A 15,021-nucleotide genomic window follows, 5' to 3' on the forward strand; every position below is an offset into this window, starting at 1 on the left:
AGCATGACTTTTAATAACCAACAGGATTATCGTCACAATGTTTGAGAACTTAACAGATCGACTGTCCAAGAGCATACAAAAAATAAGAGGTCAGGCCAACCTCTCTGAAGATAACGTCAAAGACGCCTTGCGTGAAGTGCGTGTCGCATTGTTGGAAGCTGATGTGGCTTTGCCGGTGGTCAAATCATTCATTGATGATGTTAAAGACCGCGCCTTAGGTAAAGAGGTGATGACCAGTTTGAAACCCGCACAAGTGATGGTCAAGGTGGTTCAAGAGGAATTGATTAAAGTTTTGGGTGAAGAAACCCAAGGCATTAATTTCAATGCCCAACCGCCTGTGGTTATTTTAATGGCAGGTTTACAAGGTGCGGGTAAAACAACCACCACAGGTAAATTAGCCAAACACTTAAAAGAACGTCACAACAAAAAAGTGATGGTTGTCTCTGCAGACGTTTATAGGCCAGCAGCGATTGAACAGCTACAGACTGTGGCAGATCAAGTCGGTGTTCATTGGCATCCATCATCGGTTATTGATGATCCTATCAGCATCGGTATGACGGCCTTGCAAGCAGCCAAAAAAGGATTCTTTGATGTTTTGATTGTTGATACGGCCGGTCGATTGGCGGTTGATGATGCGATGATGAAGGAAATCAAATCCTTGCAAAACAGCATCAATCCGACAGAGACTTTGTTTGTTGTAGATGCCATGACGGGTCAAGATGCGGCCAATACAGCAAAAGCATTCTCAGATGTTTTGGACCTGACGGGTGTCGTGCTGACCAAGATTGACGGTGATGCACGTGGTGGTGCGGCGCTTTCGGTTAAAACCATCACAGGTAAACCAATTAAATTCCAAGGTGTGGGTGAAAAAATGGAGGCCTTGGAGCCATTCCATCCAGACCGCGTGGCTTCAAGCATTTTGGGCATGGGCGATGTGTTGTCTTTGGTCGAAGAAGTTGAACGCAAGATAGACAAAAAAGAAGCGGAAAAGCTGGCTAAAAAAGTTGCTACAGGTAATAAATTCACTCTTGAAGATTACCAATCTCAGTTGATGCAAATGCAGAATATGGGCGGTATGGCTTCCATGATGGATAAGCTACCAGGCATGGGAGACATTCCAGATGCAGTAAAAGACCAGGCCAATGATAAAATTATGGGTCAAAAATTGGCTGTCATCAATTCGATGACAATAAAGGAAAAACGCTACCCACAATTAATAAAAGGCTCGAGAAAGCGCCGCATTGCGAACGGTTCAGGTACCAGCATTCAAGACGTATCTAAAGTGCTGAAAGAGTTCACGCAAATGCAAAAAATGATGCGTAAATTCAAAGGTAAAGGGATGATGAAAATGATGCAAAAACTGGGTGGTAAAATGCCTGGTGGTATGCCATTTTAATGTATCAAGAAAATGTGTCTAAAAAAATATTAACCTATAAAAAGCAGTGTACTTTGCTGCTTTTTTTGTTGTTGATTACCACTTCAGTCTCCGCAAAAAAGCTTAAATTGCGAACCTGCACTTTATCGGATGGACAAGTGGTATTGATGGACAAAGCTTGTCCGGTAAACAGTCAGGTTGGTACCTACAAGAAGCCTGCTAAAAAGGCTCAAACTCAAAACAAGAGGCATTGGCACCAACAGTCGGCCACTGAAGCCCCAAAAAAGCAATCGAAAATTAATCGTCAAACCAGCAATTCTCGTTCAAAACATAATTCCGAACTCTCAATAAATTTGAATACACTATTGGCCAGCGTTAAAGCACCTTCAAGTTGGTATGTTCAATCTTTTTCAGTGCCTAAAGGAGATGCCATAACTGTCAGCCCAAAAAGGCTTATCAGACCCAATTCATTAAAAACCGGTGCGACCATTAAAAGGTTTGCCAATACAGTTAAAAACTTTAAAAAGCCAGCATTTTCAGTTGCCATAGATATGTTTCACCAAATCCGTTTTGATGAAAACATTGAGTTGACAGAAAGTGAATTCATTGCACACAGTAAGTTCAAAGTGTTCAACGTTCATTACCAAAAAAAGCGACAGCGACAGCATACATTAAAAATCGTGGTTCAATTTTATGTTGATGAGGACAATGACGACCTATATGTGGTCCAATTTCAAGCACCTAAAACACATTGGTCTCGACTTAATCCTATAAAAAATCAACTGTTTACTCATATCAACTTGTAACCGAAACTTAAAATATTTCAATTAAATTTTCTTTTGTTGTCCTATTGAATAAACCCTTGTCGTAATACCTCCTAACAACAATAACTTTAGGAGCGTATTCATGAAAAAAATAATTTGTTTGGTTTGTACCAGCATGGGTTTAAATTTTGCCCATGCAGTAGATTTAGGTGGGTTGGATTTAACTTTTTCAGCAGATGGAATTACAGATGGCTTTGATGTGTCTGGTGTACTTGGTTATAACCGGTACGGCGCAGATGTTGAAGTGGATTCACAAGGTAGAATATATGTTGTAGGGACATATGATACTGATTTTAACGGTCAAATGGTGAAAGAGGCCCGCGTTGAAAGGCGATTGAAAAATGGTGATTTAGACACAACATTTGATACAGATGGGGTGGTAAAACTGGCTTTGCCACCGTCAGGCTGGAATCAATTTGAATATGAATTAGCTGTTGATAGCAGTGATGGGGTTTTTGTTGGCTACTCCAGAGAATATTGTCAAACTGACAACAATTGTGAAGCAGAGGTCTATGTCTATCACTACAATGCCAATGGTTTTAAAGTGGGTGGTCAACAAATTGAGTTTGATTTAGGTAGTACAGATGACAGGATAGATGATAATTTTTCAGATATGGTTTATGTGCCATCGATCAATAAATTGGCCATTGCTGCCACAGTAGAGCGCACTAACGTTAACGATACTGATTTTGGAATTGCAGTTCTTGATGTAAATCCAACCAGCGGGGCTTTAACAATTGACAACACATTCAGTACAGATGGAAAGAGTCAATGTTGGTTTGACCACGCTGGCGGTGGTGGCTCAGAGGACAATGCATCTGCGATTGTTTATAACCCATACAACCAAACGTATATAGTGGGTGGGTCTGCTTTTGAAGGTAACGGCTCTAATGCTGATGGATGGAACATGGCATTTTGTGAGTTTGACATGTCAGGCGCTTTGGTTAAAAGTTGGTCAACTCAAAGTGGCAACATAGCTTTTGATAGTCGTGAATTTGTTGCTGATATGATATATACCTATGACGGGCCTTTTGGTATTGGACCTAGGTTGCTGGTCGCTGGCTCTGCCAGTGGTGACGGTGGTACAGACTTTACCATCACCAGATACATGGAAGATCAATTGGGACAGTGGGTTCCAGATACGGCTTTTGGTGAAAATCCCAATGGCAGTTCGGTGGTTGGATTTAATTACATTTTTGTTGGTGATACCAGCGATTATGCAGCTGAAATGGTGGTTGAAGAAGATGGGGGTTTTGTCATTGCGGGTAGTGCAGGATGGGAAGATAATAACCAGCAATCCCACAGTGCTGTTACCATGGCGAGGTTTACACAAAATGGATTCCTTGACACCAATTGGGGGATTGGGCATTCTGGTAAAGCGGTGCACACGTTCAATGCCACCAGCTTTTGGGATTATGCACACGGATTGGCATATGACCCAGTTTCTGAGGAACTGTATATTACTGGTTGGTCATACAACGGAGATTTTCAAAGTTTGGTTGCCAATTTTCATAATGACATGATATTTGGTGGAAATTTTGACTTTTAAGGCTATTACACTGTGATTAAATTGATTGATTAGCTACTGAATTCCCTGTGAACAGTCTTGTTCACAGGGAATTCATTTTTATTTAGTATTGAACCAAATTTAATAGGCCTTATACTGTTTCGTTTGTCCATCCAAAATTGGGTGTGAGTATTTTGAGCCTGTAGCATGATGTATCTTGAATTATTTATGGTGTTTTTTATTCTGTGTGTCAGCAGCTTTGTATTGTTTTATCTGGTTTATAAGCAAAACGACCCCGAAGTAACCGACATGGTATCCAAGCGTGTTGGACATGATAAGGCAACAAAAAAACAAAAAGCCAAAACCATGAAAAAAAACTTCAGTGCCACCAGTATTCTCGCCAGTAAGTGGGTTGAGTTTGGCGGGGGGTTTTATGGATTGGTTGCTGTACTGACCTATATTCTGTTGGAGATCAATGAAATCATTGAACTGTTTTCCAGTAAATTGGGCATCATGGCGGCGATTTATGAATTGGGCTTTGGTTCGATCATAGATTTCTTTATTGAATCATTGATGAATTTTATTGTTGCCATCACTTGGCCTGTTTATTGGATGGGTGAAGGCAGCGCACCCTTTTGGCAATGGTTTTTAGCGGCATACGCTGGCTATTTCGTTGGACAATTTATTGCCAAAGCAAAATTTGAGAGCACAGCCGCTAAATAAGTTTCTGAGTTAGTCTTTCTTATCTGTATTTTTAGCAGGCACTTTCCAAACGGTTTTGGTGCGTGTGCTTGGGCGTTTGTTTTCTGAATACCTGGGTTTAGATGGTTTCAGTTTTAATTTTGATTCAGTTTTAGGTTCTGGCTTTTTATCTTCAAAGCTTTTGGGACTGTCAGATAACTCAGCTGCTTTTGGGGCTGGTTTATTGGTCATGGCTTTGGATTTGCCACGGTGTTTAATTTGTAAACCTTTCATGAATTTACGTAAGATTTGGTTCTTACAAACGCGGTAGTGTTTGTGGTCTTTTTTGCGGAACAGGGCGCTTAACTCATGTTTGCTGATTTTGAATTCGGCCAATTGCATGACATCTAAAGTTTCTTCAGCTTTTAAGGCAAACGCAATTTTCAGTTTCATCAGTATCAAGTTGTTATCAAGCTTTTGCTTGAAACGTACGCTTGGGCCGTCTTTTTTGCCGCGTTTTTCAATGATCAGAGCATCCAAGAAATCAATTAAGTCTTCATCACCCATGGCAATAAACTCAGGTTCATCGTCTCTTTTCAACCAGGTATTAACCTGCTGATCAGTTACAGCGCGATCAACATGCTTAAAAATTTTAACTATTTGGTTATCCTTAAGGTCGAGGATATAACGGGTACGACGCAAAACATCATTGTTGTTCATGTTGTTTACCTGAATGGGTATTGATAAAAGTGCAAGTTTAACTGATTAACCGATTGGGCGCGTGTTTTCCTGCACAGAAACAGGCATTTATTTTAGCAAAATCATTCTTCAGGTCTGTCAATATTGAACGCTATGGTTTGTGTAATTTGGTAAGGCAAAGGAATGCCGTTTTTTGTCTTAGGGTAAAATGCCCATTTTTTGACGGCATTGATGGCTGCTTCATTAAATATGTCTGAAGGCTCAGATTTTAAAACTTTGATGTCATCAACCAGGCCCACCTGATTAATAGAAATTAACACTTCAACCCAACCTTCCTTGTCTCTGAATAAAGCGGCAGGTGGGTATATTGGAGGTAATGCTGACTTGACCCCGCCCATTTCATCAGTGTTCAGTTTGCCGAGGTCAATTCCTGGGCCAGACAAGGGGTTGTACTCAAAAGCTTTTAAGTTATACCCATAATTGAATTTTTCAGGAGAAGTGTTTAACTTGACTTGGTTGGTCATCATATACATGCGAGGTAAGGCTGGAGGTTTGGATGATTTTGGTTTTTTCTTTGGTTTTTTGTGATTGCGTTTTTTTAACGCCAAATCATCTTCCGTTTTAAAATATGAAATTGTGAAATCAAGTGTTTCATTGTTAAATCTGGCGTGCTGTTCCTTAAGTAAGTTCAACATACCAAGAAACAGTACCGCTGTTATATAAGCGGCACTGACTCCTAAACAGCTGTATTTGATGATATTTTGCATGTTTTTGCTCATCAAATGACTATTGTTTTGAAAAAATGTCTTTAAAGCCATTGTCAAAAATTCCTTGAAGCGCAGTCACTTTTCCATCTTCTTTTATGATTCTCATTCTGAAGCTGTTGTCTGCATCCAGTTCAAACAAATCGCTTTCCAGTGCATTCAAAAGTAATTTGGGGCCACCAGCCCTTTGGTAATACATGTCATTGCCTTCAAGTAACAAGGTTCTTGGGCCATAAGTGCCGGTGTAGCTTTCCAGTGTTTTTTGGTCCAATTCAACAGGATTTCTTTTGGCTTTTTCAGAGATTAGATACCAACGGTACAATTCTCCATGCATGTCAGGGTATTTGTTAGACAGTTTTTCTAAGGCTTGAACTTTGGCTTCAGTCAATGCGTCTGCTGCTGGAACAGCAATATGAGGTTGAACACCTTTGCCTTCCCAATTGGTATGGGTGATGGGGTTTGTGGATTTTCCTATGGGTAAGAATAAGGCAAATAGATCATTCACGGGCTTGAATATTCCTGGGTGCGCACCGCCCATAGTCACTTCGCCGATGACGGTTGCCTTTTTTAGGTGCTTGAGGTTGTATGTGAATTCTTCAGCAGCAGAGTGTGTGTTGGCACTGGTTAAAATAAACACTTCTGCATTGGGGTTTCTTTTGCCGGGTACATAGGGCAATGTCCAATTTTGGGTGTGCTTGTCTTCAGGACGCCAATAAAAGCCACTCAAATGTACGGGAGTGGTGTCGAATAAATAACTGCTGATTAACTGTACCATGCGCCAATTGCCACCACTGTTTTGGCGCAAGTCAAATATGATGGCATCTGAATTGCTGAGAAAATTCATGGCGCCAGTGGCGGTTTCTGATGCGAATTCGGTATCAAAAAAGTTGTTGATTTTTATGTAGCCTATATTGCCTTCCAGCATTTTGACAGATTCAAAACCGTAATTGAAACGGTGCATGTCAGGTGACTGGGTTTCGATAGACCATGAGTTGGCCAGCTTTGATTCATCTTGGCGCAGGTGCGTGACTAAATCAGGGTTGAACTCAAAAATCAGGTGTGTGTCATCTACAACAGATACCAGGTCTTGCTGTATTTTTTCCGCCAAAAGCATGGGGTCAGTTAATTTTTTATAAGCACCTCGTTTGAGGTTCTTTTTCAGTTGTTTGGCTATTTTTTCAGCTTTGTCCGGATAGACATAGTTGTTGTTAAGTAATTTTGCAGTTGATTCTATGACCTGGCTGATTTCTTTGGCCGTTAATTGTAGCGGTTTGTTTTGTGCATTGGCTGTTAATGATAAGCACATTAAAGTGATGAACAATGCGGTTTTAATTAAGTGTCTGTTCAATTTCTGATCCTCTTTTTTGATTTTTGTAATTTAGTTTATTGTAAATAATTGACAGCATTTTGTAGCAAGTAAAATTTGCTACCATGCCATTAGTCATGTATTAAGAGTCGGTTGTTCTTATTTAGTTCAACAATTTATATTTTAAATTTTAAATTTGTTTTTATTACTGTGTTCATTGGGCTGCATCTGAACAATTGAGTTAACGGCTGATAATTAGAATTTCAATAATTAGCTTAAATGTTTATCTGGCATTAAGCTTGTGGTAAGTTAACTTGAATAGCTGTGTGTTTAAATTTAAGGGTGTGTCATGAAATCTGAGGTTATTCTATTCAAGTACAAAACGTCTTGTCTTTTATTATGCTTTATGTGTGGTTTGGCTTTATCTCAGGAAATTAACTGGTACTCTGTTGATAATGGAGGCGGTATTTCTGAAGAAGACAGTGTGATGATAATAGGTGTTATAGGGCAGAGCGATGCAGTCAGAATGGAAGGTGGTAATTTAACAGTGTCAGGAGGCTATTTCCCTATGCCAGCGGATTTAATTTTTGAAAATAAGTTTGATGATAGTGCTGACTAAAAAGAGGGGTGTTATGAAATATTTGATATTTAGTTTTTTAAGTGTGCTGGCTATGACCAGTTCGAGTGTTGCAGTAACGTACCAAGGGGAGTTAAGTCAGTCGGGTAACCCTTTTACTGGTCAAGCTGACCTGTCATTCAGTTTGTATGATTCAGAAAGTGGAGGCAATCAAGTAGGTATGGTCGATTTACATACTGAAGTGGAAATTATGAATGGTCGCTTCGTTGTGGAATTGGATCAGTGGTCAGGGTTATTTGATGGAACGGACTATTGGCTGGAGTTGTCTGCGGCAGTGCCCGCCAATTCAGCAAGCTTCATCACCTTAAGTCCAAGGCAGAAATTAAGTCCTGCACCTTATGCAGAATTTGCATACGACTTAGATGTTACTGGTTTGCAAATGCGGGTTGATGGCAATTGTAATGCTGGCTCAGCTATTCAAGTTATTGATCTCAATGGCGGTGTTATTTGTGGTGAATTTGCCGCAGCTGTTCATGGTCATGATTTTTCTGAATTGGTTAATGTTCCCAATGGTTTATCAGATGGTGATGACGACACCACCTATGATGGCAGTGATTTTGTGACCAGTAATCAAAGCTGTGCTGTTGGTCAAATGGTGTCAGGTATAAGTCCCAATGGTTTAATCACTTGTACCTCAGTACCTGTTGTTCCTACACCACCAGAATGCAATCAGGAGAATCACGTCTTACAATACAGTACACTTTCCGGGTGGACTTGTATTGATATATCAACCATTGGGCCAACTGGTGGTCAAGCGCAGGGTTTTGAAGTCACTGACAGTTGGGGTAATGCTTGGGATGGCGTAGAGCGGGCGGCTAAACCTTGGTTGGAGGCCAGTCAAATCTGTCTTGCTGCTGGCGGGCGCCTGCCGACCATAACTGAACTGTACCGCGTCAGTGGTGACTATAAAAGTGAATTAGGATCTTCATATGAAACCAATTTCCTGTGGAGCCAAACTTGGTGGGATAAAACCAATAAAGCCAGAGTCAGGTTAACCGATGGCGCAGTAAATAATGCACTGACAACGAACAACAATCCATACAGGTGTATTTGGCCTTCGCCTTCGATGAGCTACTTTGCAGGCAATCATTGTATGGGCGAGCCAGGTGATGGCTGTTGGAATCATGCTGGGTATTCCAGTAACAAAGTATCTATGGACAAAGTGGAAAGACCTGCTGTCAGTTATGTGGCTGCGACTGATGAATGTGCATTCGTTAATGCCCATTTAGCGGACCAGCAAGATTTTGCAGAAAATATCATCAATGGACTGCCCAATGGAAGCAATAGCTGGCAATGGACAAGTGATCATGTCCGATATGACATTAACAGTGTGGTTCGTTGGCAGGATGTTGATACAACTTTTGATGAATCTAACTCCTCATATGTTTCTTGGGCAGGTAGGTCATCAAGCACGAATAAATTCAGGTGTGTTGGTGTTAATGAAGCAATTGGTCCATATCCGATTACTTTAGCTAATGAATTCATTGCGCCAACAACCCAAGTTAAAGCTGTTGATGTGACCAGTGCATCAGCAACTTACGCTGACTCAATTGATGTTTGTTTCAACCAAGGCGGTCACATGGCACACAGCAGAGACTTCATGGAATTAGTGAGAACTGGTTTAAGTAATGGTCCGGGGCCGGCAGGGTATGCATGGACATCTGATTACAGTGATGCTGACAAAACACAGGTGGCTCGATGGACAAGTGTGGATACTGAATACACAGGTTATTACAGTGAGTATGTTACTTGGGCGGCGAACAATGCCGCAACTGAAAATCAACACAGGTGTGTGTTTTATCCTATTGACAGCCAGTATGTTCATCCACCTGCCAGCAGTTGTAATCCATCAGGTCTTGGCTGTCAAACAGTTGAAAATGGAGCCAGTAAAATTGCTGTTGATTTACTATCTCGGGCTCCTGCCTCCTATTTAGATGCAACTCAGACATGTATGAATCTGGGTGGCCGCTTACCAAACGCACTTCAGATGAATGAATTAATGCGGGCAGAAGAGGTGAGCTTTCCCAGCCCATGGTTGTGGACCTCTGACAGTGTAAGTAGTACTGGTACCTCTAGAGGAGTAATTATCCGAATGATGAATGACATTGCTTCTATTGAAACATCTGTTAGCAATAAAGACTCATTAACACAACGCGCTTTTCATTGTGTTTGGAATAATGAGCTCAGGTGATGGTTTATATTTCTGTGAGTGAAAATATGTTTCGCTCATAGAAATGCAATTATTTATACTTTATGGTGTGTCTTGATGGTTTGTTTTTTAACTGTCAGCAGCATATATATTCCCGAATGATGCAATTGATGGGCTCAGCAAACTTTTTGAAATGTCATCTTTTCTTTTGAGTGCATTTCTTATCAAAGTAGATGAGACGTCAACAACTGGATAACCTTTGGCTACAAATATATTGGGGTTTGTGGCTTTCAATTGATTAATAAAGCTTTGGTTGATTTTGTTTCTGGGCCTTTGGTGAATCAGCAGGCCATTTTCTTTGACCAGGTTTTGCCATTCATGCCATTTTCTGAATTTGGGCCAACGACCAGCAAAATGATCGGCACTCAGAACAAACAGTTTGTTTGGGTGATTAATGGCTTTGAGGGTTTCGTAACTGTAACTTTTTTTGTGGGTAGCAAGCGCCAAAAAACGTTCAATGTCATTGACCTGAACATTGAACCCATGGATTTTATTCAAATCATCAGCTATCAACTGACACATCGTCATGCGCTGTTCAAAATCAGCTGTAGGCTGGTGCTTTCCCGCAATCAAGTTAGGATTAAAGGTAGGAATCAAGTCGAATTGTTTAACTTTCAAGCCTGCATGCTGCATAAACACATGAGAATTCACTATCACCTGCTCATGCCCTTTGTGGGGCGGATCGGCAGTCAGACCAAAGACCAGATAAAAACTGCTGTCTGTCATACACTAAACAATAAATTAAACAGTTATTGTAGCTTTTTTGAGTGACGGTTGTAAGTTGTATGATGGTGGTTTTAGAATTGTAGCAGCGTGAATTTTGAGCGCTTTCAGCATTTAATTAACGGTTCATATTAAATGAAACTGTGTGAAACTAATCACAAACAAAGGTTAACCCCAAAGATATTATGCTGGTTATAGCTCACTTTAAGGTACAAAACTCATGAAAATAAGTCACATTCTGTTAATGGTGTTGTTGTCATCTCAGACACAGGCTTGCGATTTAATCAGTCGTTTGGGTTTTGAGGCAGGCGATGACCTGCCTTGGTTAACGGATCCTACTGGTACACCATCGGCTCGGCACACTGCTCATACCATAGGCAGCACAGATGCCAACCAAGGTTACTATGAGTATTTACCCCAAGGCTATGAATGTGGAGGTCAAGATTACCCATTGATTGTTTTTATACATGGATTGGGTGAAAACGGTGATGGTGATTCACAATTGGATGACGTGCTCGATAACGGTATACCCAAACTAATAGATAACAACTCATGGGATGAAGAACGCCCTTTCGTGGTGTTATCGCCTCAGAATTCAAACGGCGGCTGTACCAGCAGTACTGACATTCAAAATTTCATCAATTACGCCAAAACAGCCTACAGGATCAATCCGCGCCGAGTGTATTTGACCGGTTTGAGTTGTGGGGGCATCGGCAGCTGGAATTATTTGGGTAACCACACAAACACACAAATCGCCGCCGTTGTGCCCATTGCGGGAAACGGTAATGGCGCATTCAACAATGGTGGATGTGAAATGAACAGGGTGCCCATTTGGGCTTTTCATGGGGACAATGACGGTACAGTTGATGTCAGTGGAACCACAGGACCGATTAATAACTTACTGGCTTGTACAGATCCTGCGCCGATCGACACCAGCATGGTGATATACCCAGGTGTGGGTCATGATTCTTGGACACGGACTTATGATTTGAACAATGTGAACTCTGAAGGTTACAACATATACCAATGGTTTTTAAGCAAGGTAAATAACAATGTCGTGATACCCAATGAATTCGAAGTAGGGCGCAGTTTGGCCGTTGATTTTGGCGGCACCGACAGTATCAGTGCATTGCCTTGGAATAACATCACCAACGTTAATGGTGCAAGTAATAACCTGTTAGACGACCTGTCGATAAATACCACCATAAACATATCCATCACTGATGGCTTCAATGGCTCAAACCAAGGTGGCATAGCGGCCAATGGCATAGGTTATCCTGGAACAGTTTCGGTTGATAACATGTGGTTGGGCTCATTTGATGGACACGCAGCTGGTTTGCTCGAATCTGCAACAGTGGTCATATCAGGGTTAGATGAAACAGCCACTTATGATTTGGAATTGTTCGCCAGCCGCACAGGTAATGACGGCGGGCTAGGCAGGTTAACACGCTATACCATTGGTGGTGATCATCAAGATTTAGAAGCATCAGATAACACCATCAACACCGTGTCATTCAATGGCCTCAGCGGCAACAACCAAATAGAACTACACATCACGGTCAGCCCAGATGGCACAGGTCGCTTTGCTTATTTGAACGCTTTTATTTTAAGTCGAGTGGATTGATAGCCATAAGGTTGAATAAGTGCTTGATTCAAAGGCGCTAGGTTTACTCGGTACTGTTATAATGATTTCTCTAACAAATTTTTCTAACAATATGGCTTTCAGCTTTGAAAGTTAAATGGCACCTGAAAACATGAATACATTATTGAGTACAAAAAGCCAAGTGAATGAAGCGGCGTTAATCGCTATTGCACACATGCCGACAACAAGTTTGCCGGCATTGGTGGATGCCGCTTTCATGCAACAGCTCAGCGATGCCGATTTCATGCGCATAGCGGTTTTATTGGCGCGAAAAAGTTATGACGAAGGTGGTTGTCCGATTGGCGCAGTCATCATTGACAACGCGACCAGAAAAATAGTCGGCAAGGGGCACAATACATTGGTCCAAGAATCACACCCTTATAACCATGGTGAAACTTCTGCCATACGTGATGCGGGCCGCATAGATTTTGGTCAAACGACTATTTTCACTAGCCTCAGTCCTTGTGATGTATGTGCGTCCTTGGTTTCGATGCGTGGTTTTGCCCGTGTTGTGGTTGGCGATATCACCAATGCCTCAGGTAATGAAGCGATGCTTCAAGACAAAGGCATTCAAGTTGAAATTTTAGAGGATCAAAAAGGCATCGAATTGTACGCTCAATTTAGGGTGGAAAAACCCGAACAAGACTTAGAAGATTGGCAAGGCTTGAATGCGGTCGTTAAACGGCCTGCCTGATAGGTCCTTAGTCATGATTAGAAGTGCAGCCCTTTACTCAGTTTGTTTTTGCACTTACCATTATAGAATCGAAAACAAATACCCAATAATAAACAACCCATAAAACAGACATGAATAAATACACCATTATTTTACCGTTACTTAGCGTGATCGCTGGCTCTGCGGAGGCTAAATTGCCTCAAAACGAAGCCACACAAGTCAACAATAATCAACTTGTTGAAGAAAAACGTTGGCAATGCCATACCAAATTAAATGCAGCGGGCCGCAAAAGCAGAGTAGAAAATGGCATGATGCCACACGTGGTGTTTGATGGCGAAATCAAAGCCAGCAGTATTGAATCACAAATGCTTAAATCCAAGCTGCCCGCACTTTCAGTGGCAGTGATTCACAAAGGTCAGTTGGATTGGAGTGCCGCTTGGGGGCGGATTGAAGCCAATGGCACCCCTGTCGATTGTGGCAGCTTATTTCAGGCCGGTTCATTGGCAAAACCTGTGACGGTGCTTGCCGCAATGCGTTTGAAGGAAGCGGGCAAAATTGACCTTGATCAGAACATCGAAACCTACCTGACCTCGTATGCCTTGCCAGCTGGTTTTCAAAGCAAAACCCACCCAGTCACATTCCGCAATCTGCTATCTCACACTTCAGGTTTAACAACAGGTGGCTATGGCGGTTATGCACAAAACGAGCCGATGCCAAGTGATCAGCAAATTGTCCGAGGCGAAGAACCAAGTAATACCAGCAAGGTCATGGTTGAAAAAGAGCCGGGGACATCGCTTGCGTATTCAGGTGGTGGTTATACTGTGGTTGAGATTGCACTACAAGACCAACTTAATCAAGATTTTCATCAAATCATGAACCAATGGTTGCTTCGCCCAATAGGAATGAAACAAGCTGATTTTTCTGTCCCATTAGCGAAGTCAAAACACCCGCATACGGCGCTAGGGCACCAGATTGATGGTACAGTTGTTCAAGGTGGTTGGCATAATCACCCAGAACAGGCGGCTGCGGGATTGTGGGCCACAGCAACTGATATGGCCATGCTGTTACTCGAATTGCACAAAGGGTATAAAGGCGAAAGTGAAGTCTTCAGCCAATCGAGCATACACGAATTGTTGGCTAACCCCATTGAGAACCATGCCTATGGTTTCAGGATGATGGGACAAGGGGATGATGTGTTCATCACACATTATGGCGGCACCATGGGTTATCAAGCCGGCATGACCTTGAACCTCAAAACAGGTGATGGCGCCGTGTACCTGACCAATTCTAATAATGGCTCGAACCTCGGTTCTGCCTTTCTAAGGGCAGTTTCACGAACCTATCAATGGCCAGTTTTCCAAGAAGAAAATGTCCAGCGGCTAAAACAACCAGTCAAGGTGCTGAAATCCTTAACAGGAACATATACTTTCCCTGACCAAGGTTGGCACATGTCTGTGACCCATGACAGCGACACCCTTAGGTTTGATTTTCCTGCCGGAAATCGCCTGCCACTGGTCATGACACCTATTCAAGGCAGGCCACTTGAATTTGCCCATGAAACAGGCGTGCATGCCTACTTTAAAAACAAGGAAAACATCATGCACATTCAACTGTTCGGGCAAATTGGACAAAGGCTATCAAACGAAAAACAATGAGTCATCAAAGTAATAATGCCATTAAATCTCTGTCTATTCAGATAATAGCGCACTCATGCTTATTAATCTCGTATGTTGCATATTAATATGATAAATATATTTTGAATGGCACAAAAGTGAGTGAAATTGTCCTATAAACACCTTAAATCAGGCCAATTTTAATTTGTTAATTGCTTATAATGTGTATTTAATAAATTGTTAAGTTTCATTGGAAAGTATGAGCGTACTTGAGAGAATCAAAAAAATAGATTGGGAAGAGTACTCAGGCTCTCCGTGGTATAAGCCTGAGGATGTTAGTCCAGCATTAATGAAGCTTGCTACTCTTT

The 15,021-nt window shown here is 41.7% G+C and carries 13 protein-coding genes; 9 read left to right on the forward strand and 4 right to left on the reverse strand.

Features of this window, described 5'->3' with window-relative positions; genetic code table 11:
* The first annotated feature begins 37 nt into the window (after positions 1 to 37).
* From ffh to FET73_RS07750, 4 genes are all read left to right on the forward strand, one after another.
* Positions 38 to 1,396 (forward strand): signal recognition particle protein, encoded by a 1,359-nt coding sequence (gene ffh, locus FET73_RS07735; protein ID WP_154223367.1) that lies wholly within the window; start codon positions 38 to 40, stop codon positions 1,394 to 1,396.
* A complete protein-coding gene (locus tag FET73_RS07740; protein ID WP_154223368.1) occupies positions 1,396 to 2,181 on the forward strand; it encodes a hypothetical protein in 786 nt (261 codons plus the stop codon). Before ffh ends, FET73_RS07740 begins: the two co-directional genes overlap by 1 nt.
* A gap of 100 nt (positions 2,182 to 2,281) precedes the next feature.
* On the forward strand, positions 2,282 to 3,748 hold the full coding sequence (locus FET73_RS07745; protein ID WP_154223369.1) for an NHL repeat-containing protein: 1,467 nt from the start codon (positions 2,282 to 2,284) through the stop codon (positions 3,746 to 3,748).
* A 165-nt stretch (positions 3,749 to 3,913) separates the two neighbouring features.
* Complete coding sequence (locus FET73_RS07750) at positions 3,914 to 4,429, forward strand: hypothetical protein (RefSeq protein WP_154223370.1); 516 nt, start codon at positions 3,914 to 3,916, stop codon at positions 4,427 to 4,429.
* Positions 4,430 to 4,438: 9 nt separating this feature from the next.
* Here the strand turns inward: FET73_RS07750 and FET73_RS07755 are convergent, their stop codons facing one another.
* From FET73_RS07755 to FET73_RS07765, 3 genes are all read right to left on the reverse strand, one after another.
* Complete coding sequence (locus FET73_RS07755) at positions 4,439 to 5,107, reverse strand: DUF1456 family protein (RefSeq protein ID WP_154223371.1); 669 nt, start codon at positions 5,105 to 5,107, stop codon at positions 4,439 to 4,441.
* A gap of 101 nt (positions 5,108 to 5,208) precedes the next feature.
* Positions 5,209 to 5,853 (reverse strand): energy transducer TonB, encoded by a 645-nt coding sequence (locus tag FET73_RS07760; protein WP_179952172.1) that lies wholly within the window; start codon positions 5,851 to 5,853, stop codon positions 5,209 to 5,211.
* A 19-nt stretch (positions 5,854 to 5,872) separates the two neighbouring features.
* Positions 5,873 to 7,198, reverse strand: coding sequence for a S41 family peptidase (locus FET73_RS07765; RefSeq protein ID WP_154223373.1), 1,326 nt, complete (start codon positions 7,196 to 7,198; stop codon positions 5,873 to 5,875).
* Positions 7,199 to 7,505: 307 nt separating this feature from the next.
* Here FET73_RS07765 and FET73_RS07770 point away from each other — a divergent pair, with 307 nt between their 5' ends.
* A complete protein-coding gene (locus tag FET73_RS07770; RefSeq protein ID WP_154223374.1) occupies positions 7,506 to 7,775 on the forward strand; it encodes a hypothetical protein in 270 nt (89 codons plus the stop codon).
* A 13-nt stretch (positions 7,776 to 7,788) separates the two neighbouring features.
* Complete coding sequence (locus FET73_RS07775; protein ID WP_154223375.1) at positions 7,789 to 9,984, forward strand: hypothetical protein; 2,196 nt, start codon at positions 7,789 to 7,791, stop codon at positions 9,982 to 9,984.
* 87 nt (positions 9,985 to 10,071) lie between these two features.
* Here FET73_RS07775 and FET73_RS07780 read toward each other — a convergent pair whose 3' ends face one another.
* The gene (locus tag FET73_RS07780) at positions 10,072 to 10,728 is read right to left on the reverse strand and encodes a nicotinate-nicotinamide nucleotide adenylyltransferase (RefSeq protein WP_154223376.1); all 657 of its coding nucleotides are present in this window, start codon (positions 10,726 to 10,728) and stop codon (positions 10,072 to 10,074) included.
* Between the two features lie 217 nt (positions 10,729 to 10,945).
* On the opposite strand from FET73_RS07780, the gene FET73_RS07785 reads away from it, so the two are divergent.
* The 3 genes from FET73_RS07785 to FET73_RS07795 all read left to right on the forward strand — a co-directional run bounded on the left by FET73_RS07785 (position 10,946) and on the right by FET73_RS07795 (position 14,695).
* The gene (locus FET73_RS07785) at positions 10,946 to 12,349 is read left to right on the forward strand and encodes a carboxylesterase family protein (RefSeq protein ID WP_154223377.1); all 1,404 of its coding nucleotides are present in this window, start codon (positions 10,946 to 10,948) and stop codon (positions 12,347 to 12,349) included.
* A 115-nt stretch (positions 12,350 to 12,464) separates the two neighbouring features.
* Positions 12,465 to 13,061, forward strand: coding sequence for a nucleoside deaminase (locus FET73_RS07790; RefSeq protein WP_246172695.1), 597 nt, complete (start codon positions 12,465 to 12,467; stop codon positions 13,059 to 13,061).
* 110 nt (positions 13,062 to 13,171) lie between these two features.
* On the forward strand, positions 13,172 to 14,695 hold the full coding sequence (locus tag FET73_RS07795) for a serine hydrolase domain-containing protein (protein WP_154223378.1): 1,524 nt from the start codon (positions 13,172 to 13,174) through the stop codon (positions 14,693 to 14,695).
* Positions 14,696 to 15,021: the final 326 nt, after the last annotated feature.

It is taken from the genome of Marinicella rhabdoformis (genome assembly GCF_009671245.1).
Classification (GTDB): Bacteria; Pseudomonadota; Gammaproteobacteria; order Xanthomonadales; family Marinicellaceae; genus Marinicella; species Marinicella rhabdoformis.

What these genes read in the sequence shown, in the direction of transcription:
- ffh (WP_154223367.1), top strand. Translation starts at nt 38, where the DNA reads ATGTTTGAGAACTTAACAGATCGACTGTCCAAGAGCATACAAAAAATA.
- FET73_RS07740 (WP_154223368.1), top strand. Translation starts at nt 1,396, where the DNA reads ATGTATCAAGAAAATGTGTCTAAAAAAATATTAACCTATAAAAAGCAG.
- FET73_RS07745 (WP_154223369.1), top strand. Translation starts at nt 2,282, where the DNA reads ATGAAAAAAATAATTTGTTTGGTTTGTACCAGCATGGGTTTAAATTTT.
- FET73_RS07750 (WP_154223370.1), top strand. Translation starts at nt 3,914, where the DNA reads ATGATGTATCTTGAATTATTTATGGTGTTTTTTATTCTGTGTGTCAGC.
- FET73_RS07755 (WP_154223371.1), bottom strand. Translation starts at nt 5,107, where the DNA reads ATGAACAACAATGATGTTTTGCGTCGTACCCGTTATATCCTCGACCTT.
- FET73_RS07760 (WP_179952172.1), bottom strand. Translation starts at nt 5,853, where the DNA reads ATGCAAAATATCATCAAATACAGCTGTTTAGGAGTCAGTGCCGCTTAT.
- FET73_RS07770 (WP_154223374.1), top strand. Translation starts at nt 7,506, where the DNA reads ATGAAATCTGAGGTTATTCTATTCAAGTACAAAACGTCTTGTCTTTTA.
- FET73_RS07775 (WP_154223375.1), top strand. Translation starts at nt 7,789, where the DNA reads ATGAAATATTTGATATTTAGTTTTTTAAGTGTGCTGGCTATGACCAGT.
- FET73_RS07780 (WP_154223376.1), bottom strand. Translation starts at nt 10,728, where the DNA reads ATGACAGACAGCAGTTTTTATCTGGTCTTTGGTCTGACTGCCGATCCG.
- FET73_RS07785 (WP_154223377.1), top strand. Translation starts at nt 10,946, where the DNA reads ATGAAAATAAGTCACATTCTGTTAATGGTGTTGTTGTCATCTCAGACA.
- FET73_RS07790 (WP_246172695.1), top strand. Translation starts at nt 12,465, where the DNA reads ATGGCACCTGAAAACATGAATACATTATTGAGTACAAAAAGCCAAGTG.
- FET73_RS07795 (WP_154223378.1), top strand. Translation starts at nt 13,172, where the DNA reads ATGAATAAATACACCATTATTTTACCGTTACTTAGCGTGATCGCTGGC.